Source organism: Pseudomonas fontis, assembly GCF_028656955.1.
GTDB classification, from domain to species: Bacteria; Pseudomonadota; Gammaproteobacteria; order Pseudomonadales; family Pseudomonadaceae; genus Aquipseudomonas; species Aquipseudomonas fontis.
Genome location: NZ_JAMDGY010000086.1, coordinates 1 through 24675 on the forward strand (window position 1 = coordinate 1; position 24675 = coordinate 24675).

The 24675-nt window shown below is 62.3% G+C and carries 26 protein-coding genes; 13 read left to right on the plus strand and 13 right to left on the minus strand.

Annotated features, from left to right (window positions below):
- The 3 genes from M5G11_RS22575 to M5G11_RS22585 all read left to right on the plus strand — a co-directional run.
- Positions 1-1902 (plus strand): calcium-binding protein (locus tag M5G11_RS22575; RefSeq protein WP_273925375.1); only part of this gene is annotated, 1902 nt, incomplete at its 5' end.
- 219 nt (positions 1903-2121) lie between these two features.
- A complete protein-coding gene (locus tag M5G11_RS22580) occupies positions 2122-2727 on the plus strand; it encodes an SCO family protein (RefSeq protein WP_273910306.1) in 606 nt (201 codons plus the stop codon).
- A complete protein-coding gene (locus tag M5G11_RS22585) occupies positions 2727-3224 on the plus strand; it encodes a copper chaperone PCu(A)C (protein ID WP_273910308.1) in 498 nt (165 codons plus the stop codon). The genes M5G11_RS22580 and M5G11_RS22585 overlap by 1 nt, the downstream gene beginning before the upstream one ends.
- Positions 3225-3291: 67 nt before the next feature.
- Here M5G11_RS22585 and M5G11_RS22590 read toward each other — a convergent pair whose 3' ends face one another.
- Positions 3292-4725 carry a purine-cytosine permease family protein gene (locus M5G11_RS22590; protein ID WP_273910310.1) on the minus strand — a complete coding sequence of 478 codons (1434 nt, stop codon included), beginning with the start codon at positions 4723-4725 and terminating at the stop codon, positions 3292-3294.
- Between the two features lie 174 nt (positions 4726-4899).
- Here M5G11_RS22590 and dapF point away from each other — a divergent pair, with 174 nt between their 5' ends.
- The 5 genes from dapF (at position 4900) to M5G11_RS22615 (ending at position 7931) form a co-directional block, all read left to right on the plus strand.
- The gene (gene dapF, locus M5G11_RS22595) at positions 4900-5694 is read left to right on the plus strand and encodes a diaminopimelate epimerase (RefSeq protein ID WP_273910311.1); all 795 of its coding nucleotides are present in this window, start codon (positions 4900-4902) and stop codon (positions 5692-5694) included.
- A 181-nt stretch (positions 5695-5875) separates the two neighbouring features.
- Positions 5876-6760, plus strand: a complete 885-nt coding sequence (locus M5G11_RS22600) for an EamA family transporter (RefSeq protein ID WP_273910313.1) — start codon at positions 5876-5878, stop codon at positions 6758-6760.
- 33 nt (positions 6761-6793) lie between these two features.
- Complete coding sequence (locus M5G11_RS22605) at positions 6794-7114, plus strand: YbjQ family protein (protein WP_273910315.1); 321 nt, start codon at positions 6794-6796, stop codon at positions 7112-7114.
- A 161-nt stretch (positions 7115-7275) separates the two neighbouring features.
- Positions 7276-7491, plus strand: coding sequence for a hypothetical protein (locus M5G11_RS22610; RefSeq protein ID WP_273910316.1), 216 nt, complete (start codon positions 7276-7278; stop codon positions 7489-7491).
- A gap of 137 nt (positions 7492-7628) precedes the next feature.
- A complete protein-coding gene (locus tag M5G11_RS22615) occupies positions 7629-7931 on the plus strand; it encodes a hypothetical protein (protein ID WP_273910319.1) in 303 nt (100 codons plus the stop codon).
- A 64-nt stretch (positions 7932-7995) separates the two neighbouring features.
- On the opposite strand, the gene M5G11_RS22620 is transcribed toward M5G11_RS22615, so the two are convergent.
- The 8 genes from M5G11_RS22620 to M5G11_RS22655 form a co-directional block, all read right to left on the minus strand.
- Positions 7996-8325 carry a hypothetical protein gene (locus M5G11_RS22620; RefSeq protein ID WP_337994603.1) on the minus strand — a complete coding sequence of 110 codons (330 nt, stop codon included), beginning with the start codon at positions 8323-8325 and terminating at the stop codon, positions 7996-7998.
- Positions 8326-8777: 452 nt separating this feature from the next.
- The gene (locus M5G11_RS22625; RefSeq protein ID WP_273910323.1) at positions 8778-9326 is read right to left on the minus strand and encodes a cupin domain-containing protein; all 549 of its coding nucleotides are present in this window, start codon (positions 9324-9326) and stop codon (positions 8778-8780) included.
- 63 nt (positions 9327-9389) lie between these two features.
- Positions 9390-10583 carry an MFS transporter gene (locus tag M5G11_RS22630; protein WP_273910325.1) on the minus strand — a complete coding sequence of 398 codons (1194 nt, stop codon included), beginning with the start codon at positions 10581-10583 and terminating at the stop codon, positions 9390-9392.
- A gap of 114 nt (positions 10584-10697) precedes the next feature.
- The gene (locus M5G11_RS22635; protein WP_273910327.1) at positions 10698-13181 is read right to left on the minus strand and encodes a TonB-dependent siderophore receptor; all 2484 of its coding nucleotides are present in this window, start codon (positions 13179-13181) and stop codon (positions 10698-10700) included.
- 98 nt (positions 13182-13279) lie between these two features.
- A complete protein-coding gene (locus tag M5G11_RS22640; RefSeq protein ID WP_273910329.1) occupies positions 13280-14242 on the minus strand; it encodes a FecR domain-containing protein in 963 nt (320 codons plus the stop codon).
- A complete protein-coding gene (locus M5G11_RS22645; RefSeq protein WP_273910331.1) occupies positions 14239-14769 on the minus strand; it encodes a sigma-70 family RNA polymerase sigma factor in 531 nt (176 codons plus the stop codon). Before M5G11_RS22645 ends, M5G11_RS22640 begins: the two co-directional genes overlap by 4 nt.
- Positions 14770-14838: 69 nt before the next feature.
- The gene (locus tag M5G11_RS22650; protein ID WP_420793802.1) at positions 14839-16194 is read right to left on the minus strand and encodes a heavy metal sensor histidine kinase; all 1356 of its coding nucleotides are present in this window, start codon (positions 16192-16194) and stop codon (positions 14839-14841) included.
- Positions 16194-16874: a heavy metal response regulator transcription factor gene (locus M5G11_RS22655; RefSeq protein WP_273910333.1), complete on the minus strand. Its 681-nt coding sequence runs from the start codon at positions 16872-16874 to the stop codon at positions 16194-16196. Before M5G11_RS22655 ends, M5G11_RS22650 begins: the two co-directional genes overlap by 1 nt.
- 154 nt (positions 16875-17028) lie before the next feature.
- On the opposite strand from M5G11_RS22655, the gene M5G11_RS22660 reads away from it, so the two are divergent.
- Both M5G11_RS22660 and queF read left to right on the plus strand, forming a co-directional pair.
- Complete coding sequence (locus M5G11_RS22660; protein WP_273910335.1) at positions 17029-17535, plus strand: cupredoxin domain-containing protein; 507 nt, start codon at positions 17029-17031, stop codon at positions 17533-17535.
- Between the two features lie 57 nt (positions 17536-17592).
- Positions 17593-18423, plus strand: coding sequence for an NADPH-dependent 7-cyano-7-deazaguanine reductase QueF (queF, locus tag M5G11_RS22665; RefSeq protein ID WP_273910338.1), 831 nt, complete (start codon positions 17593-17595; stop codon positions 18421-18423).
- Positions 18424-18466: 43 nt separating this feature from the next.
- Here queF and M5G11_RS22670 read toward each other — a convergent pair whose 3' ends face one another.
- Together M5G11_RS22670 and M5G11_RS22675 are read right to left on the minus strand one after the other, a co-directional pair.
- Complete coding sequence (locus tag M5G11_RS22670) at positions 18467-18730, minus strand: DUF4404 family protein (RefSeq protein ID WP_273910340.1); 264 nt, start codon at positions 18728-18730, stop codon at positions 18467-18469.
- A 124-nt stretch (positions 18731-18854) separates the two neighbouring features.
- On the minus strand, positions 18855-19439 hold the full coding sequence (locus M5G11_RS22675) for an HAD superfamily inactivated hydrolase PcrP (RefSeq protein WP_273910342.1): 585 nt from the start codon (positions 19437-19439) through the stop codon (positions 18855-18857).
- A 203-nt stretch (positions 19440-19642) separates the two neighbouring features.
- Here M5G11_RS22675 and M5G11_RS22680 point away from each other — a divergent pair, with 203 nt between their 5' ends.
- A complete protein-coding gene (locus tag M5G11_RS22680; RefSeq protein ID WP_273910344.1) occupies positions 19643-20347 on the plus strand; it encodes an MlaA family lipoprotein in 705 nt (234 codons plus the stop codon).
- Positions 20348-20389: 42 nt separating this feature from the next.
- On the opposite strand, the gene M5G11_RS22685 is transcribed toward M5G11_RS22680, so the two are convergent.
- Positions 20390-20689, minus strand: a complete 300-nt coding sequence (locus M5G11_RS22685; protein WP_273910346.1) for a PilZ domain-containing protein — start codon at positions 20687-20689, stop codon at positions 20390-20392.
- Positions 20690-20956: 267 nt separating this feature from the next.
- On the opposite strand from M5G11_RS22685, the gene rssB reads away from it, so the two are divergent.
- Together rssB and rssC are read left to right on the plus strand one after the other, a co-directional pair.
- Complete coding sequence (gene rssB / locus M5G11_RS22690) at positions 20957-22141, plus strand: two-component system response regulator RssB (RefSeq protein WP_273910348.1); 1185 nt, start codon at positions 20957-20959, stop codon at positions 22139-22141.
- The gene (gene rssC / locus M5G11_RS22695; RefSeq protein WP_273910349.1) at positions 22138-22620 is read left to right on the plus strand and encodes an anti-sigma factor antagonist RssC; all 483 of its coding nucleotides are present in this window, start codon (positions 22138-22140) and stop codon (positions 22618-22620) included. The genes rssB and rssC overlap by 4 nt, the downstream gene beginning before the upstream one ends.
- Positions 22621-22672: 52 nt before the next feature.
- Here the strand turns inward: rssC and M5G11_RS22700 are convergent, their stop codons facing one another.
- Positions 22673-24571 (minus strand): alkaline phosphatase D family protein, encoded by a 1899-nt coding sequence (locus tag M5G11_RS22700; RefSeq protein ID WP_273910351.1) that lies wholly within the window; start codon positions 24569-24571, stop codon positions 22673-22675.
- Between the last annotated feature and the right edge of the window lie 104 nt (positions 24572-24675).

Below are 24675 nucleotides of genomic sequence, written 5' to 3' on the forward strand. Positions count from 1 at the left end.
AATGATCGCCTGGAGGGTGGACGTGGTAATGACCGCCTCAACGGCGGGCAAGGTTCGGACCGCTACGTGTTCAACCTGGGCGATGGCGATGATGTCATCAGTGATGACAATGGCTATGGCTCGGGCACCGATGTGCTGACGTTCGGCGCTGGCATTGCTGCGGCGGACATTACCGCCAGCCGTGCCGGCACCAGCCTGATCCTGAGCCACGCCAACGGCCAGGACCGCGTCACCTTGCTCAACTGGTTCTACGACACCAGCAACCGCTATCAGCTTGAGCGCATCGAGTTTGCCGACGGTACGCTGTGGACCAGCGGCCAGCTTACGGCGCCATTCCTCACCCAAAATGGCAGTGAAGGCGACGACGTGATCAGCGGGCTGACGGCGGCGTTCAGCCAGACACTCAATGGCAATGGCGGCAACGACACGCTGACCGCTGGCAACGGCAATGATCGCCTGGAGGGTGGGCGTGGTAATGACCGCCTCAACGGCGGGCAAGGCTCGGACCGCTACCTGTTCAACCTGGGCGATGGCGATGATGTCATCAGTGATGACAACGGCTATGGCTCGGGCACCGATGTGCTGACGTTTGGCGCTGGCATTGCTGCGGTGGATATTACCGCCAGCCGTGCCGGCACCAGCCTGGTCCTCAGCCACGCCAACGGCCAGGATCGCGTCACCCTGCTGAACTGGTTTTACGACACCAGCGACCGCTACCAACTCGAACGCATCGAGTTCGCCGACGGCACCCTCTGGACCAGTGCGCAACTGAGCGCCAAGGTACTGCAGCAAACGGGAACCACCGGAGATGATGTCATGGTGGGCGTTACTGCAGGCTTTAACCAGTTCATGAGCGGGGGCGATGGCAATGATCGGGTCACCGCAGGTAGCGGCATCGACCGGCTCGAAGGTGGTGCCGGGGATGACCGCCTGGACGGCGGTACAGGCGCTGACACCCTGGTCGGAGGCGCCGGCAACGACACCTACGTTATCGACAATGCCGGCGACAGCCTCAGCGAAAACCTCGACGAGGGTATCGACACCGTTGAAAGCAGCCTTACCCATACCCTGAAGGCCCACTTCGAACATCTGCTGTTGACTGGTAGTTCGGCGATCAATGGCACGGGTAACGAGCTGGACAACGTACTCACCGGCAATGCCGGCAACAATAGCCTGGTGGGTGGCCTGGGTAATGATCGCCTTGATGGCAAGGCGGGGGTAGATACCCTGCAGGGTGGTCAGGGCAACGATACCTACGTGGTCGACAGAACCACGGACGTGATCGTTGAAAACCCGGGCGAGGGCATTGATACGGTGGAATCGAGTGTCACCCTGGTACTGGGTAACCACCTGGAGAACCTCACTTTGCTGGGCAGCACCGCCCTCAATGGCACCGGCAATGCACTGGACAATCTGCTCAAGGGCAACAGTGCTGCCAATACCCTGGTTGGCGATGCGGGCAACGACACGCTCGATGGCGGTGCTGGTGCGGATGTGTTGGCCGGGGGCGGTGGCAACGACACCTACCTGTTCGGCCGGGGCTATGGCAACGATACCCTGGTAGAAAACGACGCCACCCCTGGCAACAGCGACCTCGTCCAGTTCATGGAGGGCATCAACCGCGACCAGCTCTGGTTCAAGGCGGTTGCAGGGACGCAGAACCTTGAAGTGAGTGTCATCGGCACCAGCGACAAGCTCACCCTCAAGGACTGGTACCTGGGCGCAGCCAACCACGTCGAGCAGTTCAAGACGCAGAGCGGCAGTGTCTTGCTCGATAGCCAGGTACAAAACCTGGTGGACGCGATGGCCGCGTTCGCGCCACCGCCTGCCGGGCAGACTTCCCTGTCGGCCTCGCAGCGCGCGGCACTTGAGGTGGTGATCGCGGCCAACTGGCAGTCCTGACGGCGCAGCGTCCTGCTCACCCGGTTGCCTTACGCCGGGTGGGCAGGTGGCGTTGCCTTGCGGCGGGCCTTGAAACTTCCTGCGACATCAAGCCGCACCCGCTGGGCGATGGTTGCTGGAACCCTCGTCCCTGATCGTGACAAAATCCGCGCGTGCTGAAAAACGTTCGTATGAAAGGCCCGACCCTCGAGCCTGACACCTTCCCAAAAGGATGGTTACATGACTGATTTACTGACCCGGCGCCAGGTTATCGCCGGGCTCAGCGTGCTGAGCCTTGGTGCTTTGGCAGGCTGCGACAGCTCCAGCAAGTTGAACTTCAAGTACGGCAAGGACATGAGCAACGAGATCCTCGGCCGTACCTTCCGCCTTCGCGACGTCAATGGCGACCAGTACAACCTGTCGAGTTTCCAGGGTTCGATGCCGATGGTGTTCTTCGGCTTCACCCAATGCCCGGCGGTCTGCCCGACCACCTTGGCGCGCGCCGCGCAGATCAAGAAGCTGATGGGTCGCGACAAGGACTTCCTTCAGGTCATCTTCATCAGCCTGGACCCTGAGCGCGACGAGCCGAAAATGCTCGATGCCTACGTCAAGGCGTTCGACCCTTCGTTCGTGGCCTTGTCCGGCACCCTCAAGGAAACCGCGGCCACTGCGAAAGAGTTCGGCGTGTTCTACGAGAAAGTGCCGATGGGTGACAGCTACACCGTCTCCCACAGCTCGACCAGTTTCGTCTTCGATTCCCGTGGCGTACTGCGCCTGGGGCTTTCCCATTCCCTGACCGCAAAAGAGTGCGTAGAAGACCTACTCACCGTCATGGAGGTTTGCTGATGCGTTCCACCCTCGTTAACGCCACTTCGTTCAAGCGCGGCCTGGCTGCCCTGGCCTTGCTCGGCCTGAGCCTGCCAGCCTTGGCCCAGACCAGCGTCGATGACGCCTGGGTACGGGCAACCGTGCCGGGCCAGCCGTCCACCGGTGCGTTCATGAAGCTCACCGCCAGCACCGACAGCAAGCTGGTCGGCGTTGCCTCGAACGTCGCCAAGGACGTGCAAGTGCACGAAATGGTGATGAAGGGCGAAGTGATGCACATGGGCCCGGTCGATGCCGTCGCGTTGCCAGCAGGCAAGACCGTGTCGCTCGATCCGAACGGTTACCACGTGATGCTGATGGGCCTGGTCAAGCAGGTGAAGGAAGGCGAACACGTGCCGCTGACCCTGATCGTCGAAGATGCCCAGGGCAAGCGTGAGAACATCGAGGTCAATGCGCCGGTCAAGGCGCTGACCACCTCGGGCGAAAGCCACGACATGCACGACCACAAGCACATGTAATAAACCGCCTTGAGTTGCGCGACCGCCCGGTGGCGCAACCCAAGGTGCAGGGTTGTCAGCGGCGAACCTATTTGGCTGGCGCGGGTTCGCTGTTACCTGGCAATACCATCTGTGCCGGTGCATGTGCTGCCTTGCCACGGGCAACCACGTAGTACAGCACGCTAGGCACGATCAACCCGATGATCCAGGAAATGTCCACGCCACCCAGGTGTTCGACCATCGGCCCGGTATAGAGCTTGGTCGAGATGAACGGCATCTGTACCAGCACACCAACGGTGTAGACGATGATCCCCGGCATGTTCCAGCGGCCGTAGCGGCCATTCGGATCGGAGAGGGCCGGGACGTCGTAGCGCTCCTTGGTAATGAAGTAGTAGTCCACCAGGTTGACCGCGCTCCAGGGCACGAAGAAGGTCAGCAGGAACAGGATGAACGACTTGAACGCCATCAGGAACGAATGCTGACCGAGCAAGGCGATCAGGGTCGAGGTGCCGACAATGGCCAGCACAAAGCACAAGCGTTGGGTGCGGGTGACGTTCATGTGGCCACGAAAGCCGCTGATGATGGTGGCGATGCACATGAAGCTGCCGTAGCTGTTGAGCGTCGAGATGGTCACCTTGCCGAAGGCGATGCTGAAGTACAGCAACGCGGCAATCCCGCCAGTGCTGCCCAGGCCGACAATGTAGGCCACTTCACGGCCGGCGAACTGGCCGTTGGCAATCGCGGCGGCGAACACGCCGAGCACCATCGATGCCTGTGCCCCCACCACTGAACCCAGCCCTGCGGCAAGAAAGGTCTTCACCGACGAGGTGTTGCTTGGCAGGTAGCGCGAGTAGTCCGCCACATAGGGGCCGAACGAGATCTGCCAGGATGCCGACAGCGATACTGCGAGCAGGAACGATGCCCAGCTGAAGTGGCGGTTCTCCAGCAGTACGCTGATGTCGCTGATCACCATCAAGCGAGCGAACAGGTAGACGAAGGCAATGATGCCCAGCACGCTGGCAATGCGCCCGATGTAGTGGATGACCCGGTAGCCGAACAGCGTCGCCAGGACGATCACGGCGGCGAAGATCAGGATGCCGGCGCTGTCGCTCACCGACAGCAACTGGCCGATGGCCTGGCCGGACAGCACCGTGCCGGTTGCGGTGAAACCCAGGTACATCAGGCACACCAGCGCAATCGGGATCGCCGCACCATAGACGCCGAACTGCACCCGGCTGGAAATCATTTGCGGCAGGCCCAGTTTCGGACCCTGGGCGGCATGCAGGGCCATGACGGCACCGCCGATCAGTTGTCCGAGCAACAAGCCGATCAGCGACCAGAACACATCGCCGCCGAGCACCACGGCAAGGGCACCGGTGACAATCGCCGTAATCTGCAGATTGGCACCGAGCCAAAGGGTGAATTGGCTGTAGAGCCGTCCGTGGCGTTCGTTTTCCGGGATGTAGTCGATCGAGCGGCGCTCGATCAAAGGCTTGCTGCGCTGCACGCTGGCCTGGGTCATTGCTCTGGATCTCCGCCTGTGTTGTTTTTGTCGCGAAGTGATCGGGCATGGCTTGGGTTGCCATGGCGCTGATGTGATCATGTATATACAACTGCGGTCAAGTGAAGCCTGATGGGTGTTCAGATGGGCGGGCTTGTGCGCACAATGCAGTGAAATCGAAGGGAGACGTAACCCATGCATTTCATCAAATATCACGCCGCTGGCAATGATTACCTGGTGTACAGCAGCCAGAGCCCGTTTGAACTCAATGCGGCGCAGATCACCCGGGTGTGCGAGCGTCATCAGGGTTTGGGGGCGGATGGCATCCTGGTGCCTTCCTTCGATCCCGAGCATCTGGCGGTGACGATCTACAACGTCGATGGCTCGCAAGCGGAAAAGAGCGGCAATGGGCTGCGCATCCTGGCGCGCCACTTGTGGGACCAAGGGCATGTGACGGAGCAGCCGTTCAAGGTGCACACGGCAGGAGGGGAGGTGACCTGCCAGGTGCTGGAGAAGGGGGCTCGGGTATCCATCGAGATGGGCCAGGCGCAGTTCAATGTGCCAGAGCCTTTCGCGGTTACCCTGGAGGGGCAGGCGCTGGAACTGCACCCGGTGTCGATGGGCAATCCGCATTGCGTGGTGTTTGTCGAGCAGCCAAGCGAGGCATTGGCGCGGGTGCTGGGGCCGCAGATTGAGCGGCTTGCGCAGTTCCCCAAGCGCACCAACGTGCAGTTTGTCCGGGTGCTCGACCGCAGCAATCTGCTGGTGCAGATCTGGGAGCGGGGAGTAGGTTACACCTTGTCTTCCGGTACCAGCAGTTGTGCAGCGGCAGCAGTGGCAAGGCGTCTGGGGTTGGTAGAGAGGGACGTGGCGGTGCATATGCCGGGCGGAACGATTGAGATCACCTTGAGCGACACCTTTGATGTGCTGATGCAGGGGCCGGTGTGTCGGGTGGCGAGCATGGCGCTGGATAAGGAATGCTTTGCCTGATTTGAGGGCCCCATCGCGGGACTAGCCCGCTCCCACAGGGGCAGGTGAAATATCTGTGGGAGCGGGCTAGTCCCGCGATAGGGGCGCCGCCTATCTACAACCCCAGGTCGTAGCCAATCCCCACACCAAGGCCTTGCAGGGTTATGCTATTTCGGAATATTACAAATTGTGAGACTGCATAATGCCGATCAAGGACCTGCTACTGGCGCTGGTGGTGATCATCGTCTGGGGCCTTAACTTCGTGGTGATCAAGGTGGGCCTCGATGGCTTGCCGCCGATGTTGCTCGGCGCCCTGCGTTTTGCCCTGGTGGCGTTCCCCGCCGTGTTGCTGGTCAAACGGCCCAACCTGCCGTGGCGTTGGCTGATCGCCTATGGCGGGACGATTTCCCTTGGCCAGTTCGCCTTTCTCTTCCAAGCCATGGGCAATGGCATGCCGCCGGGCCTGGCCTCGCTGGTGTTGCAGTCCCAGGCGTTCTTCACCCTGTTCTTCGCTGCGATGTTCCTGGGTGAGCGCCTGCGCGCTGCCAGCCTGATCGGCCTGGCGGTCGCCGCTGGCGGCTTGGCGTTGATTGGCAGTGAAAACGGCAGCCACGTGCCGTTCTTCGCGTTGTTGCTCACCCTGTGCGCCGCCGCCTGCTGGGCGATGGGCAACATCATCACCCGGCGCTTCGGCAATATCGACCTGGTCGCGCTGGTGATCTGGGGTGGGTTGATTCCGCCTTTGCCCTTCTTTGCGCTGTCCTGGTTTCTCGAAGGGCCGGCACTGATTGAATCGTCGCTGCGCAACATCAGCCTCAACTCGATCCTGTCGCTGATCTACCTGGCGTTCGTTGCCACCATGCTGGGCTACAGCCTGTGGAGCAGGCTGCTGTCGCGCTACCCGGCCGGTAAAGTCGCGCCGTTCTCGTTGTTGGTGCCGGTGGTGGGCCTGAGTTCGTCGGCGCTGCTGCTCGATGAGCGGCTTAGCGCAGTGCAATGCTGGGGTGGGCTGCTGGTGATGCTCGGGCTGCTGATCAACGTGTTCGGCCCGCGCATACGCCAACGCCTGCTTGCGGCGCTGGCTTGAGGTAACATCGCGCTCTTTGCGCAGGAGAACGCGATGATCACCACCACTACAGGCACCGTCGAGGGCCGTGAAATTGTCGCTTACCTGGACATCGTCGGTGGCGAATCGGTGCAGGGCGTGAACGTCGTGCGCGATATCTTCGCCAGCTTTCGTGACTTTTTCGGCGGCCGTTCGCAAACCCTGGAAAGCGCCCTGAAACAGGCGCGTATGCAGGCTACGGATGAGATCAAGGCGCGCGCCCGCAGCTTGCAAGCCGATGCCATCGTCGGGCTGGATTTTGAAATCAGCATGCCGTCGGCCCGTGGCGGCATGGTCGTGGTGTTTGCGACAGGCACCGCCGTCAAGCTCAAGTAACCCGCTGCATCCCCCTCTGAAAGCCCGGCCATTGGTCGGGCTTTTGCTTTTGTGACCGGGCAGTCTTCAAATGCCCGGCTAGTCTGTGAAGCATTGAGGTCGATATTTTCCAGGTAATCGTTTGATGGCCGGTATCGATCGTTTGCAGAGGGGAGCAGTACATGAAGGACACCGACTTCGAGATCGATGGCGACGAATTTCCCATCAACAGCGAGTTGAGCTGCGGTCAGTCGACATTCTGCCTGGGGCAGACCCACATGACCTTCGAGGATGCCGCGCAGACACTCGAATACAAGGCGTTGGTGGGCAACAAGCCCGGCCGCTTCCTGCCCAAGCCATTTGCGCAGAAAACCCTGAGAACGCCGCGCTTCAGCTGACCAATGGCAGGGCGATAGTGCCGTTTTATGCCGCTTTGTTGACCCGGCTCAACATCTGGTCGCACCCGGCTGGAGGGTGTGGCCGATCTATGCCTTACTGGGTTGGCAATTCATCAGTGCATCACAGGAGTAACGCAATGCGCATCAGGGAAGAGACTTACTGGAACTGGGCAGACTCTCAACTGCACAGCCGCTGTCACGATGAGCAACTCTGCGACGGCACCAGTATCGACGTGCAGGTACGCCTTTCGCGCACCGGTGCGACCCAGCTGTTTCTCGGTTTGTACGCACGCCATGGCAAGGCGTTGATCGAGGAGTATTACCCGTCGCGCCCAGGCGAAACCATGAGCCGTTCGCTGGTCTGGGGCGTTGATCGGGCAAGGGCCCTGGCCATCGGCGCCTTGCCGCTGGAGCCAACCCAGGTACTGCGCCGGGCCTGAACCTACTATCGCGAAATGAAAAAAGCCCAGCCTTTTCGGGCTGGGCTTCAAAGATGTTGGCGACTCAGCTGAGGCGGTCGATGACCTTCACGCCCGACTCGTTGCGCAGGTCTGGCCACTGCGCTTGCAGGGTTTGCAGCACCTGGCCGACGAAAGCGGTGTCAGCGGCGGCCTTCTTGCCGACATAGCCATGGCCACGGCGGTACATCTTCAGGCGGGCACGCATGTTCGGCGTGCGCTGTTCGAATTCTTCTTCGGCCGTGAACGGCGCCAGCGTGTCGATATGGACTTCGCCCGATGTGCAGACCCAGAGAATGTGGCTGTCGAGGCTGTCCTTGCGCGCGGCGAACAGTTGAGCCAATTCGTTGATGGTCGGTTGGTTGTTCAAGTTCATCATTAAAGCCCCCAGTTACCAGTTAGTTGGTGATTTCACATCTGGCGCTACATCGTGTAGCGCACTACCAAGGCTGCTACAGCAGCGTCGCAACAGGGGCTTTCTTCACTCTGCCTTTTGGACAGTCCCTCTCCACGGGCTACCTGAATACCACTCAAGCGCCTGGAACACCCTTTGCCAGCGCTCCCGATCAGGGAGACGGCCTCATCATGCAAGGGGCGATGAATGGCGTCAATAGGTTTTGTAGTGATTTTTTGATGGCACTACAAATTTCTTCGGAAGCAGTTGGATTGTCCTACAAGGCCCGGGATAGAAGGGGTTCGTCGGTTTTGTCGGGGGAGGGGGCGTGGCTGGGATGTAAAGGCATCGCCGGCAAGGCCAGCTCCCACAGAGATCGGCAGCACCGAAAATACCTGTGGGGGCTGGCCTTGCCAGCGATGGCTCATTGCCAATCAGAAGTTGGCAGGCGTGTTCGCGCTGATGATCTCGGCTTCATCCTGGCCGATATTCTTGAAGCTGTGCGGCAGGGTGGTGGGGAAGTAATAGCCGTCACCGGAGTTCAGGATGCTCACCTGGCCATCCACCCGCAACTCGATGGTGCCACGGGTCACCAGGCCACACTCTTCACCCTCGGTGTGCACGATCGGCTCTTCGCCCGAGTCGGCCCCTGGCGCGTACAGCTCGCGCAGCATGCGCATCTGCCGCCCCTCGACACTCGCCCCGACCAGCAGCAGGCGCAAGCCACCACTGCCCAGGTCAGGTTGCTCTACGGCTCGAAACACGAAACGTTCCTGGCGCGGTGGCTCGTCGAAGCTGAAGAATTCCGCCAGTGTCATCGGAATGCCTTCCAGCAGTTTTTTCAGCGAGCTGACCGACGGGCTGACGCGATTCTGTTCGATCTGCGAAATCGTCGAGTTGGTCAGGCCGCTGCGTCGGGCCAGTTCCCGTTGGGAGAGCTTGTTGCGTTCACGCACCAGTTTGAGTCGTGTCCCCGTGTCCATAGCCGCCTTAAGTGTCAAAAATAATGGGCGACGCATTAAAGCACATTCCGCAGGGGATGCCGCCTACTGCCGTGCACCGCTTGGCCAGAACGCCACCAGACTTAGCAGAACGGCAGCCACCAGGTACGGCAGCCGTGGGTCGAAGGCATAGATCAAGGTGCCGGCAAGCGGCCCGATCACCACGCCAAGCCCCTGCACAGCGCCAATGGAGCCTGCGGTGGAGCCCTGTTCAGAGGCCTCCATGGCGTTGGCCGCCAAGGCCGAGAAAGCCGGGAAAATCCAGCCCATGCCAGCGGCTGAAATGAAGTAGCACGCCCACAGCAGCGGGGCGCTGTCGACCCATGCACCACAGGCAAAGCCCAGCGCGGCAATGCTGCCGCCGACACGGATCATGCGCATCGGCGGCCATTCCAGCTTGCGTACCAGGATCTGCGAACAGATCAGCGCCACACCCACCATGGTCAGGGCGATGCCCGCCGCCTGGGCCGCTTCGGCTGGCGCCAGGCCAAGGCGGTCCAAGGCAAAGAAGCCCACGGTGATCTGTGCCACCGACACACAGACCATGGCCACGAAGGCCACCACCAGTGGCCGGCGCAGGCGCGGGTCAGTCAGGCGCACCGGGCGCGGTGGCTGCTTGAGGTGCAGTTCCTGGCGGTGCAATTTGAAGTACAGGAGCAGCGCTGCCAGCATTGGCAGCACTGCCATTGCGTACAACGGCAAGCTCAGGCTGTGGCGGGCGAGCAGGGCGGACAGCGCCGGGCCCAGCACCAGGCCGATGGCATTGGCCGCGCCCAGGGTCGCCAGGGCCTTGGCCCGGTGTTGCGGTTCGACGTTGTCGGCAATCAGTGCCGAGCTACCGACCGGCAGCGCCGCGTAGAACACCCCGATCAATCCGCGTCCGAGAATCAACCCGGCAAAGGCCAGTGATGCCGAAGGCAAAAAGCGCAGGGCGCCGTCGATAAAAACGCACAGTGCCCAATACGCCACGGTGAAGCCGGCGGTGCCCAGCAACAGCACCCGACGTCGACCGAAGCGGTCACTGGCCCGACCCCAGGGGCGGGCCAGCAACATCCACACCACGCCGGCAACCGTGACCGCCGCGCCGGCTTGCCAGGCAGCAAGGCCGAGGGTGCGGGCGATCGGGCCAATCAGTGAAATAAAGGCCATCATCGCCATGGTGCAGGCCATGTTGGCCACCAAAAGCGGGCGAATGTCGAAGGCGGCTGTTTGAGCGGGGGCTTCCCGAGCGGAGATCATGGGCTATCCAAGGCAGGTAGGAGCAAGCCTGCCATTGTGCAGCAGCTGTCGACGGGGCTGAAGGCAATCGCGCGGTATTTGTGCGCTATGTGCCTTCAGCTGCCGTCGCCCCGATCAGAAGTCGCCTTTGAGGGTGACCATCAGGTTGCGCGGTTCGCCGTAGAAGTTGCCCCAGTTCACCGCCCCGATGCTGCTGTAGTAGTGCTTGTCGAACAGGTTGTTGCCGTTGAGCGCCAGGCTCCAGTTGTCATCCAGCTTGTAGGCCACCCGTGCGCTCCACAGGGCATAGCCGGGCTGGACCACCTTGGTGCCACGGTCCTGATAATGGTTCTGGCTCTGCGCGGTGACCCCGGCGCCGACACTCCAGCGTTGCAGGGCGCCGTCCAGGTCGTAGTCGGCCCAGGCGCGCAGCAGGTGCTTGGGTGCATAGCTGGCGCTGAACGTGGCGTCCTGGCGGGTCTCGTCAATACGCTTGAGGTATTCGATCTGGGTGTAGGTGTACCCGGCGAGCACCTGCAGGCGTTCGAACAATTCGCCGCTGAGCTCAGCTTCGAAGCCCTGGGCGCGTACCTTGCCGCTGTCGCTGTAGCAGAAGCCGTCGGAGGAGCCACCGCAAACGGTGTCGTAGTCCGCTTCGGCACGGTGTTCTTCGGTGTTGCGGAACAGGTTGAACGCACCGTTGAGGCGGCCTTCATACCATTCGGCCTTGACCCCCAGCTCGTAGCTGGCGCCGGTCTTGGGTTGCAGGGCGCTGCCATCGACCTTGGTGTAGGTGCTCTGTGGCTGGAAGATATCGGCGTAGCTGGCGTACACCGACCAGGTTTCGTCGAGGTCATAGATCAGCGCGGCGAACGGCGTGACCTGGCCGTTTTCCTGGCTGCGGTTGCGCTGCCAGTAGTCCCAGGCCTGGGTGTAGGCGTCGTTGCTGTTACGGTACCAACTGACGCGCCCGCCGAGCACGGCGGTCAACGGCTCGGCCAGCTTCAGGCGCAAGGTGGCGTAGCTGCCGAACTGGCGGGTGTCGTTCTCCACCGGCAGCGGGCCGCCCCGGTAGGACTGGCTGGCATACACATCATCGCCTGGCTTGGGCAGATGCGGGTTGGGGTTGAACGGGTTCTGGGTGACGCCGTAGAGGCTGGTCAGGTTGATCAGCTCGTAACGGTCGCTGCTTTTCGAGCGGCTGGCGTTGGCGCCGACGATGATTTCATGCTCCAGGCCCCAGGCACGGAAGTGTCCGTCCAGGTTGGCGTCGAAGCCGTAGTCGTCCTGGTCGTAATCGAACAGCCCGGAATAGACCCGGCTGGCCCCCTGGGTGCTGCCGACCGGGACATTGCCCTCGGCCATGGCGTACTGCATGTTCTGGTCGTTGTGGGTGTACATCGAGGCGACTTTCAGCGCCCAGTCCTCGTTGATCCGGTGGCTGAGGTCGGCAAACAGGCTGGTGCGCTCGCTGTCCCAGTGGTTCCACGAGGCGCCCAGGCAGGTCGAGCGCGAAACCTTCAGGTCGCTGCCATCGCTGTAGCGCGGTAGGCCCTGCCAGCAGGGCTTGGCATCGAGCTTCTCGTAGGCCACGCCCAAGCCCAGGGTAGTGTCGCTGTTCAGGTCGATGTCCAGGGCGCCATAGACCACCTGGTCTTCGCGTTCGCCAATGTCGTAGAAGTACTTGCGGTCCTGCTGGGCCACCACGGCGCGACCACGCACCGTGCCGCTTTCGTTCAGCGGGCCGCCGGTATCGACCTGGGCGCGGTAGTTGTCCCAGGTGCCGGCGGACAGCGTCACGCTGGTCTTGGCCTTGTCCTGCCCGCGCTTGCGGATGAAGTTGACCCCGCCTGCGGAGCTGCCGGCGCCCTTGAGCATGCCGGCGGCACCGCGCAGGATCTCGACGCGGTCGTAGTAGGCCATGTCACTGGCAAAACTGTTGGCCTGTACATAGTTGCCGCCGACGTCCAGTGGCACACCGTCGTACTGGTACTGGCCGGCGATCATGAAGCCGCGGGAATAGAAGTACTTACCGCCCATGGGCGAGTCGTGCACGGTGATGCCAGGGGTTTTCTCCATCACCTGTTCGAGGGTGTTGAGGTTCTGCTCATCCATCATCTTGCGGGTCATCACGGTGACCGACTGCGGTGTTTCGCGCAGGCTGTGCTGACCCTTGCCGATGGAGACGCTGCGCACGGTGTAGCTGTCGGTGCTTTCGGCGGCCAGCAGGCGCGTGCCGTCCACGGTGGTGGCGCCCAGCTCCAGGGCGGTGCTGTCCTTGGGCAGCGGGCGCAGCGAGAAACTGCCATCGGCCTGGGTGACTGCCTGCAGGCCGCTGCCGGCCAGGATGCGGCTCAGCCCGTCGAGCACGCCGTATTGCCCTTGCAGCCCCGGGCTGGTCTTGCCCTGGGTCAGCGGTGCGTCATACGACAGGTTGACCCCGGCGTTGGCGGCAAAGGCACCCAGCACGCTGGTCAGTGAACCCGCTGGGATGGCGTAGGCACTGCGCTGCACGCTGGCCACCGGCTCGGCATGCACGACGGCGCTGGGCAGCAGGGTGGCGGTGATGGCACTGGCCAGGAGGCTGGCGGAAAATACGCGGGGGGAGCGGGGCAGCATGGTGGTCCTCGTCGATGCGTTGGGCGATGGCCAGTTATCTGGTTTCAGGCTAAGGCGCACGAGAACGCAAAAAGGGACACCGGCCGCGCACATTTTTTTCAGGCAGGCAGTACCCGCACCCAATAACGACTGAATCGCTCGATGCGTAAATCCAGCGAATGGGAGAGTGCCGAAAGCGCCGCGTCGGTGTCGGTCAACGAGAAGTTGCCGGAAACGCGCAGGTGCCGGAGTGATTCATCGCACGACAGCAGGCCAGGACGGTAGCGCCCCAGTTCGTCGATCAGCGTTTCCAGGCGCCAGTTGTCGACGATCAGTTGGCCTTGCGCCCAGCTCGCCTGCGCGGCAGCCAGCGTGTGTGGTTTTTCAACGTGTTCGCGACTGAAGAGCGCGGACTCGCCCGCTTCGACCTTGTGTGCGGGGCCGTGCTGCGGGGTGATCAGCACGGCATGCTCGAAGACTTCTACTTCGCTGCGCTGGGTTTGCTGGCTGACACTGAAACGCGTGCCTAGCGCCTGCACCCAACCTTCGGCGGTTTCTACCCGCAACGGCCGTTGCTGCGGGTCCTTGGCGCTGGTCAGGAGGATCCGCCCCTGGCGTAGGCGAATCAGGCGTTGCTGCTCATCGAAACGCAGATCGACCGCTGAAGCGGTGTCCAGCGTCAGGCGGCTGCCATCTTCCAGGGTCAGGCTGCGGAGCTCGCCGGTGGCGCTGTGCACGTCGGCGAGCAGGGCCTGCGCCGGTTGGCTGCGGTAACTGGCCCAGCCGCCCAGGCCCACGCCGCTGGCAATCATCAGGCCCTTGAGCAGGCTGCGGCGCGGCAGGCCGTGTGACTCGGCCCGCTTGAAGGCATCGAAGGCCAGGCCGCCGGGCACGCTGCCCAGGCGCCCGTGCAACTGTTCGACCCGGTCCCAGGCCCAGGCATGCTGCGGGCTGCTGGCCAGCCAGCCCTGCCAGGCACTGGCGAGGTCGTCCGAGCCGTCACCGGCGGTCAGTTGCACATGCCAGCGCGCGGCATCCATCAGGGCCTGGCGCTGCGCTGCACGCAGGGTTTCAATGCTCATGGTTGCTCGTCATAGGCCATCAACAGGCAGCGTTCGGTGGTCTTGATCATGTACTTCTTGACCATGCTGAGTGACACGCCCAGGGCGCTGGCGATTTCGCCGTAGGTCATGCCGAGCCAGTTGGCCATCAAAAACGCCTGACGCGCCTTGGCGCCGCAGCCTGCCAGCAGGCGGTCGACCTCGCGCAGGGTTTCCAGAATCAGCAGGCGCTCCTCCGGGGAAATTTCCTCGTACGCCGGTTGCGCGGCGAGAGCCTCCAGATACGCCTGCTCCAACTGCTGGCGGCGGAAGAAATCAATCATCACCCGCCGCGCCACGGTGGCCAGGTAACTGCGCGGCTCGCGCAGCAGGCGCACCAGCTCCAGCGCCTCGGAGGAGGCGAGGATGCGCACGAAGGTGTCCTGCATCAGGTCGGCGGCCCGCTGCGGGCAACTCAGGCGCCGGCGCAGCCAGTGTTGCAGCCATACGTGATGGTGCTGGTACAGCTGGCCGACATGGGCGTTGGGCGACGATGAAGGTGAGCTCATCCTGACTGCTCCCGAAAAAGGATGCAGATGATAAGCATTCTTAAAAGTGTAATAAAGGCCTGTCGCCAATTACCTGTTTGGCAGCTCGATGACGAAGCGCGTCCAGCCGCCTTCGCTGCTCGCGCGAATGCTGCCTTGGTGGGCGCGGACGATGGACTGGGTGATCGCCAGGCCGAGGCCGGCATGCTCGCTGCTGCCTTCATGGCGGGCCGGGTCGGCACGGTAGAAACGGTCGAACAGGCGAGGCAGCAGGGCGGCATCAATCGGCGTACCACTGTTTGCCACCTGCAATTGCAAGTGCCTGGCCTTTTGCGCAATTTCGATGCGAATCTCGCCACCTGCCGGGGTGAAGCGCAGGGCGTTGTCGACCAGGTTGGACAGCGCGCGGCGCAGCATGTGGCGGTCGCCGGTGAGTGCGGCCTGGCCTTCACGGTGCAGGCGAATGTGCGCGTCCTCCGCCAGGGGCGCGTAGTACTCGAGCAGCGCGTCGGCTTCGACCTCCAGGGCCAGGGGCTCGCGACTAGGCATCAGCAGGCCGTGGTCGGCCTTGGCCAGGTAGAGCATGTCGTTGACCAGTTGCGCCATCCATTGCAGCTCTTCCAGGTTGCCGTGCAGCGCTTCGCGGTATTCATCCAGGCTGCGTGGGCGGGTCAGGGTCACTTGGGTATGGGTCAGCAGGTTGGACAGCGGCGTGCGCAGTTCATGGGCAATATCGGCGGAGAACGCCGACAGGCGCTGGAAGGCGTCTTCCAGGCGTTCCAGCATGGCGTTCACGGTGTGCGCCAGGTCGGCAAGTTCGGCCGGCATCTGCGCCGCCGGCAGGCGGGTGGTGAGCGAGCGGGCCGACACGCTGTCTGCCACTTCGCCCATCTGCCGCAGCGGGCGCAGGCCACTGCGTGCGGCCCAGGCACCCAGTAGCGCGGTCGCCAATGCCGACAGCCCGACGGTCAGCCAGATCAGCCCCTGCATGCGTTGCAGGAAATGCTGGTGGTGGGTGATGTCGAGCAGCAGTGTCAGTTGCGGGCCTTGCGCTTGCTCGGTCGCCAGCGGCACGCCCAGGCTGCGCAGGTCCATGCCGTTGGCGTGCAGCGTCGCCAGGCCGGCGCTTGCCGGGGCGTCTGGCAGGCCGGGGCGGCTGTCGAACCAGACCTGGCCATCCTGGCCGCGAACGCGCAGTGCCAGGTCGGCCTGGTGGCTCAGCTCGGCCTGCACCTCTGGCAGTCGCGTGGTCAGGTCGTCACGGTTGTGTACGCCGTCGAGCAAGCGCTGGAACTGGGCAACTCGCCCGTTCAACAGTTGCTGGTCCAGCTCGACGAAGTGCGCTTCGCTGGCGCGGCTGAACAATACCCCCGCCAGCAGCGAAACCACCGCCGTGCAGGCGGCGAACAAGAGCGCCAGGCGAGCACTCAGGGACAGCCGCGGCATCAGGCGGCACGCTCTTCAAGCACATAGCCCATGCCACGCACCGTGTGGATCAGCTTGTGCTCATGGGCGTCGTCGATCTTCAGGCGCAGGCGGCGGATCGCCACTTCGATCACGTTGGTGTCGCTGTCGAAGTTCATGTCCCACACCTGCGAGGCGATCAGTGACTTGGGCAGCACTTCACCCTGGCGGCGCAGCAGCAGTTCGAGCAGGGCGAATTCCTTGGCGGTCAGGTCGATGCGCTGGCCGGCGCGCTCGACGCGGCGACGGATCAGGTCCAGGCGCAGGTCGGCCAGGCCAAGGGTGGTTTCCTGGGTCGGGCTGGCGCCACGGCGCAGCAGTGTGCGCACCCGGGCCAGCAACTCGGAGAAGGCGAATGGCTTGACCAGGTAATCATCCGCGCCCAGTTCCAGGCCGTGTACCCGGTCTTCCACGGCATCGCGGGCGGTGAGGAACAGCACCGGTATCTCCAGCCCGGCTTCGCGCACCGCCTGGAGGATCTGCCAGCCATCGCGACCGGGCAGCATCACGTCGAGGATCAGCAGGTCGTAATCGCCGCTCAGGGCCAGGTGCTGGCCGGTATCACCCTCAGTCGCCAGCTCGGTGCTGAAGCCCGCTTCGCTCAGGCCTTGGCACAGGTAATGGCCGGTCTTGGCCTGGTCTTCGACGATCAGCAGTTTCATGGGGCGCTCGGTGGCAGTGGGTCCAGGGCGTTATACCGTCTGGAAGACGGCGCAGGGTGAAGCTGACAAAGTTGTAATCTTTTCGTCAGGTAGATGCCAGTCGGGACTTTCTACAGTGAAGGCCTATCGATGCGATACAAGTGAGGTTCGCTGTATGAAAGGTCTGATTTTCGCTGCTGCTTTGTCTGTGTTGAGTTTGCCGGTGCTGGCGGCTCCTGGGCACGAGTTCGCCTTCGGCCAGCCAGCCCCCGCCGCCAAGGCCACGCGCACCGTGCAGGTAGTGCTCGGTGACATGTATTTCGAGCCCGGCGACCTGACGGTCAAGGCCGGTGAGACGGTGCGTTTCGTCGTTACCAACAAGGGCCAGGTGCCCCACGAGTTCAACCTGGGTGATGCAACCATGCATGCTCGCCACCAGCAGGAAATGCTCGCCATGCAAGGCCAGATGGACCATTCGGCAATGGGCCACGGCAGCATGGACCACAGCAAGATGGCGGGGGGTGCGATGAAGCACGATGACCCGAACATGGTCATGGTCGACCCCGGCAAGCAGGGCGAACTGACCTGGACCTTCAGCAAACCCGGCGCCATCGAGTTTGCCTGCAACGTGCCGGGCCACTACCAGGCGGGCATGGTCGGCAAACTGACCATCGCGCAATAGCCAACGCAGGGCTCGAACCCGGTAAACTAGGGCAATTTCGTCCTTCAGGTTTGAGCCATGCACCCCGCCGCCGAACATTCCCCGCTGGGCAAGTCCAGCGAATACGTCGCCACCTACACGCCATCGCTGCTGTTCCCGATCCCGCGTACCGCCAAATGGGCCGAGCTGGGCGTCACCGCGCAGACCCTGCCATGGCTGGGCGTGGACTTCTGGAACTGCTTCGAGCTGTCCTGGTTGCTGCCTTCGGGCAAGCCGGTGGTGGCCATCGGTGAATTCGCCATTCCCGCCGATTCGCCGAACATCATCGAATCCAAGTCGTTCAAGCTGTACCTGAACTCGCTGAACCAGACCGAATTCGCCTCGATCGCGGCGCTTGAGGCGTGCCTGGTGCAAGACTTGTCGGCGGCTGCTGGCAAGCCGGTCGGTGTGCGCATTCGCAGCCTGGGCGAAGTGCAGGGCGAGGGCGTGGTTGGCCTGCCGGGCGTGTGCATCGACGACCTGGACGTCAGCATCAGCAACTACGAGCAACCACAGCCCGAGTTGCTGCAGTGCGATAGCGGCCGCGTGGTCGAAGAGACGCTGCACAGCCACCTGCTCAAATCCAACTGCCCGGTCACCGGCCAGCCGGACTGGGGCAGCGTGGCGGTCCACTACCGTGGCGCGGCGCTGAATCACGCCAGCCTGCTGACCTACCTGATCAGCTTCCGCCAGCATGCCGACTTCCATGAGCAGTGCGTCGAACGCATCTACCTGGACCTCAAGCGTTTGCTGAACCCGCAAACGCTTACCGTGTATGCCCGCTACGTACGTCGCGGTGGCCTGGACATCAACCCGTACCGCAGCACTGAAACCATCACCTTGCAAAACCTGCGACTGGTTCGCCAGTAACGAAAAAGCCCCGTCAATACGGGGCTTTTTAGTGGTTGTTCGTTCAGATGCCCATGCTTTGCAGGCTCTGGACGATACTGCGCAAGGTGGCGGTCAGGCTTGGGTGCTCCACTTCGAAGCGTTCCACGGCCAGGTTGACGCCATCGACCAGGTTGTTGTCCGGGGTGGCGGCTTCAAGTTTCATTTCCGCTTCAATCTGCTGCATCAGTTCTTGCAGATGATCGCGCTCTTCCAGCGAGAGCGGCGGGTTTTGCTCCAGTTGCTCGCGCAAGGTGTCGAGTTGCTCTTGCAGTTCGCGGGCAGGCATGGGTGATCTCCCTTTATGAATAGGCACAGCCATGGACCCCGCCGGGCGGCGAAAGGTCCATGCCCTGTCCATCAGAGTAATCCACGTCGCGGCGCTTTGCATGACCCTGATCAATGGGGCTGTGTCAGGGTTTTTCACCCTTGTGCCGGCGCTGGGCGATATCGGCGAGGCAGTCGCCCAGTTCTTCCAGGTGGTCGATCACCGAATGCACGCCGAGCTTGTACAGCTGCACGGTAGCCTTGCCGCGCTTGTGCTCACGTTCCTTGGGTTCAAGCGCCTGCCACTGGCTGGCGGAGAGCCCGCACAGCGGGCCGCAGGCGGCCAGGCCCACGGTCCACAGCCCGGCATTGAGCCCTGATTGCAGCAGTCGCGGCTCACCACTGACCAGCACGCAGCCTTCCAGTTGGGTCGCCTTGAGCTGCATCAGTGCTTGCCAGCAGGCGTCCGGCGCCGGCCAGGGCTCGCCGTGGCTGGTGGGTATGGCATTCACCCAGGCCGGCAACGGTTGGCTCAGGTGTTGGCCGAGTGCCTCGGGCACTTCGTCCAGCCAGGCGCAAGGCACGCCTTGCTCGTTCAGCCAGCTCAGCGACTGCAACGCGCCCGGGGTGGGCTGGGCGTGCTCGCCCGGGGCCTGGCAGCGCGCGCCAAAGTCGACCAGGCAGCCACGCAGGCTGAACAGCAGGGCGGTGAAAGCCGGAGCGTGTGGCATGGCAACATCCCTTTAAAATAACGTTCGACACTACCGCCAACCCATGACCGTTCGATGACGTTGCAATGACACACAGTTCTTCACATTTTTAGTACGCAGACTGTGGGAAGCTGCCTAATCTGGAGGGAAGCTTTATACTTGCTTCCTTTTTGGCCAGAAGGCGCCTCGGCGCCTTGCCATCATGAATGTTCAGGAGAGTGTGTATGCGTGGGATCGGTACTGGTGTGATCGATCAAATGAGCCGGGTAGCTATCTGTGCTGGTTTGCTCATGGTTCCGTTCGCTGCCCAGGCGGCAACCGAAGAAGACCCGTGGGAGAGCGTCAACCGCCCGATCTTCCGTTTCAACGACACCGTCGACACTTACGCGTTCAAGCCGCTGGCCCAGGGCTACCAGTTCGTTACCCCGCAGTTCCTGCAGGACGGTATCAACAACATGTACCGCAACCTGGGTGAAGTGACCAACCTGGCCAACAACGTGCTTCAGCTCAAGCCGCAGGCGGCAGGTGTCGATACCGCGCGCTTGATCTTCAACACCACCTTCGGTCTGGCTGGCTTCTTCGACGTTGGCACCAAGATGGGGTTGCAGCGCAACGATGAAGACTTCGGTCAGACTCTGGGCTACTGGGGTGTAAGCAGCGGTCCTTACGTCATGCTGCCATTGTTTGGCCCGAGTACCGTGCGCGATACCGTGGCCAAGTACCCGGACACCTTCACCGAACCGTACCGCTACATCAACCATGTGCCGACTCGCAACAGCATGCTGGCGCTGGACGCGGTCAACGGCCGTGCGCAACTGCTGTCTTCCGAGAAGCTGATTCGTGGCGACAAGTACACCTTCATTCGCAATGCCTACCTGCAGAACCGCGAATTCAAGGTCAAGGACGGCGAAGTCAAAGACGACTTCTAATTGCGTGTTACATAAAAAGGGCGGCCAACAGGCCGCCTTTTTTCAGCGCATCGAAATGATCTTTAATCCCAGCTTCTGCTGCCCCTCGGCATGGCTGGCGATCCACACCACCCGGGTGCTGACATCTAGCCCGGCCAGGGCAGGGTGGTCCGAATCCAGCTTTATCTGCAGCTCATCGCCCACCTGGAAGGTCCGTGGCGCCTGTATCTGCATGCCGCTGGCGGACAGGTCCAGGCACACCGCTGCAATCACCTCTCCGGCCTGTATCACCTCGACCTCTGTATCTACCCGCATCCGTATGAAATCACGCTTCTCGCTGTAGTCCACGTGGTTCTGGCTCATGCCCTGATCCTTCCATTGGGTTGCGATAGATAGGGTTTTTATAACTCCCGGTGATTTACGCTGTAAAGAGCACAGGCGACCATCGGTGCATGCTTGAAACGCCTGACGGATGGGAGTACCGTCTGCGCCTTACAGGGCACCTCTACTGTTTGCCGGGCAGGCCTTTCTGTCCTACAACAAAAATGGAAGAGTGGCTAGAAGCGAATCCAGTACGTGTGCTCCGATAGAGCCACCTACGCCAACCTAATTCTGGCGCCGTTTGCCCACATGCAGAAAACCAGTGCAACGCTGCTGATAATCGATGACGACGACGTAGTGCGTGCGAGCCTCGCCGCCTACCTGGAAGACAGCGGTTTCAGCGTCCTGCAGGCAAGCAACGGCCAGCAGGGCCTTCATGTATTCGAGCAGGACCAGCCCGATCTAGTGATCTGCGATCTGCGCATGCCGCACATGGGCGGCCTGGAGCTGATTCGTCAGGTGACCGAGCGTGCGCCTGATCTGCCGGTGATCGTGGTGTCCGGGGCAGGCGTGATGAATGATGCCGTTGAAGCCCTGCGCCTGGGTGCTGCCGACTACCTGATCAAGCCCCTGGAAGACCTCGCTGTGTTGGAGCATTCGGTGCGTCGTGCGCTGGACCGTGCCCACCTGCTGCAGGAAAACCAGCGTTACCGCGACAAGCTGGAAACCGCCAACCGCGAGCTCGAGGCCAGCCTGCACCTGTTGCAGGAAGACCAGAACGCCGGGCGCCAGGTGCAGATGAACATGTTGCCGGAGAGCCCCTGGGTAGCCGATGGCCTGAAATTCGAGCACCAGATCATCCCGTCGCTGTACCTGTCGGGCGACTTTACCGATTACTTCCGTGTCGACGAGCGCCGCATTGCGTTCTACCTCGCCGACGTGTCCGGGCATGGTGCGTCTTCAGCTTTCGTCACCGTGCTGCTGAAGTTCATGACCACCCGCCTGCTGTTTGAATTCAAACGCAGCGGCACCTTGCGCGATTTCAAGCCTTCGGAAGTGCTTGGCCACATCAACCGTGGCTTGATCAACTGCAAGCTGGGCAAGCATGTGACCATGGTCGGTGGCGTGATTGACGAAGACACTGGCCTGATGACGTACAGCATCGGCGGGCACTTGCCGCTGCCGGTTCTCTACTCGCCGGGCCAAGCCCGCTACCTGGAAGGTCGTGGCCTGCCGGTCGGGCTGTTTGAAGAGGCAACCTACCAGGACCACGTCCTGGAGCTGCCTGAGCAATTCAGCCTGACATTGATGTCTGATGGCATTCTGGACCTTTTGCCGGGTGACACACTCAAAGATAAAGAGGCGGCCTTGCCTGAAATCATCAAGGCTGCAGGTGGTAGCCTGGATGGGCTGCGCCAACGATTCAAATTAGCTACGCTTGGGGAGATGCCGGATGATATCGCCCTATTGGTGTTGAGCAGGAACCTTCAATGAGTACTGGTAGAATCCAGTTCGCCGAGCAGAACGGCACCTTTGTTCTGAAGTTTGTCGGTGAAGTGCGTCTGACCTTGTGTTCAGCGCTGGATGCAACGATTGAAAAGATCTTCACGGCGCTGAATTTTTCGGCGATCGTCATCGATCTTACAGAAACCCAAAGCATCGACAGCACCACACTCGGCCTGCTGGCCAAGCTGTCGATCCTGTCCCGGCAAAAAGTGGGCCTGTTGCCGACCGTGGTCACCACCCACGACGACATCACTCGCCTGTTGCAATCGATGGGCTTCGATCAGGTGTTCAACATCGTCGGCCGGCCGATCCCGTGCACCGAGTGCCTGACTGATCTGCCGTCCCAGGACCAGAACGAAGACGTGGTGAAGGCCAAGGTGCTGGAAGCGCACAAGATCCTCATGGGTCTGAACGATTCCAACCGTGAAGCCTTCCACGACCTGGTGAGCGCCTTGGAGCGCACCTGATCGACTGCCCGGGCGCGCAAAACCTGCCGCGCCGGGCGATCACTCCCCGTACCTACTGCTCACGCTGACGAGGAAACTCGGTCGGCGGCGAGCCGTCGGCGTTGAGCTGGAAAATCCGCTCCGGTTGCCCCTGCGCGTTGAAAAACACCTGGCCGAGCCCGGCGCTGTTCCACAGGCGCTCGCCGGCTTTGCTGTGGCTGGGGGTGCGAGGGGTTACCTGCATCAGCCGGCGCTTGGTAAACCAGTTCAGCGGTGAGCGCGGCGAATAGAGCCAGCGGTTGAGGCGATCAAAGGTGTCCAGCAAGCGTCGCGGGAACTCATTCTTGATGCCGCTGCTGGTGATCTGCCAGAGGTGCGGGCTGTTCTGGCGATGGCGAATCTTCACCTCATACACGAACGAGTAGTGCACATCGCCTGACAGAATCACGTAGTGCCCCGGTGTGCGTGAGTGGCGGAAGATATTCAGGATCACCTGCGCAGCCCCGCGATGGGCCATCCAGTTTTCCGCATCCACCAGCAGCGGGTAGCCGCAGGTGCTGAACACCCGCTGCACCGCCTCGATCAGCTTGACCCCGAAAATCGGCGCCGGGGAGACGATGATGGCTGAGGGGTGGTCGAGCAGGGCCTGTTGCACTTCGCTCAGGGCTTCCCAGTCCAGCAAACCCGACGGTTTTTTCAGGTTGCTCTCGCTGCGCCAGCGGCGGGTGCGGGTGTCGAGCACCAGCAGGGCGGGCGTGCTGGGCAGGACGAACTGCCATTCCTGAAAGCGCAGCAGGTCCTTGATCAATTGGTCTTGCTGCGCGCCATCGAGAAAACCGTTGGCATCGGCGCTGCTGCTCAGGGCCAGGCACTGCTTCAGCGGCGCGCTGAACGCGTCCGGGTTGTTGCCCCAGCCCTGGCACAGCAGGTAGGCGATCAGCGCATTGCCGATGATGCGTCGGGAGAAAGGGTGGCCGTAGGCCGTTTCTTCCCATTGCGCCGAGAGGTTCCAGTCATCGGTGATGTCGTGGTCATCGAAGATCATCAGGCTGGGCAGGTGGGCGAGCACCCGCGCTACGCCGCCCAGGCCGCTGACAAAGCCATCGATAGCGGTTTGCTCGACCCGGTAGCGGGCCTGATGCTCGGCGCTCAGAGCCGGGCCAGGGCCCGATACCAGGCGCCATGGCACCGGCGACCAGACCAGCAGGTACATGGCCATGACTTCAGCGAAGGTCACCAGGTGGTTGTCGGCGTTGCTGCTGGTGAAGATCGGCTTGCGCACACCGCCAAAGAAGCGCTCGCGCAGGGTTTCGTTGCTCTTGAGGGCGGGCAGCAGGTCGCCGCGATGGTAATAACTGGCCGGGTGCTGATACAGCCGGTGGCTGTTTTCCACCACCGTGCCTTCGAGGTGCTCGTCGAACAGGCCGAGCCGTTCGATCAGCGCATGGATGGCGTGCAGCATGGGCCCGGCAACGTCGTCGGCGTAGACCTGGTCGCCGCTCATCATCAGCAAGGCAGGGCGCTCGCTTGCAGCGTGCGGCTCGCTGAGCAGGCGGTCGGCACACAGCAGGCCGTCCGCAGCCGGGTGGTGAGGTTTGCGGCACGAGCCGTGCAACAGGTGGTCGATACGTTCACGCAGGACAAAGTTGGGCCGCGCTGCGCCGTCATACAGCAGGTGCGGTGCCCATTCGGCGATGCCTTGCCCGGCGAGGCGCAGGTCGTATTCGAGGATGACGTCGCAGGGCAGCGGGTGCTCCAGCTGCGCATCGATCAGGTGCACGAAGGCGTGGCGACCAATGGGAATGATCGTGCAATCGAGCGGGGCGCTGAAGGCGCTTTGGCCTGGGCAGAACAGTTGCAGTTCAGGTTGCAGGGGCTGCGAGGCGACGAGCCAGAGCACCATGCGCGCGGGCTCGAGGCGGCGCAGCAGAGGGCCGGCCAGAACCAGCGGCAATACGGGACTATCGGACATCAATCACTCGTGTGGCGAATTGAAAAGCATCGCGGGACCAGCCCGCTCCCACAAAGGCCCTGTGCATACAGTACTTGTGGGGGTGAGCTGGTCCCGCGATGGGG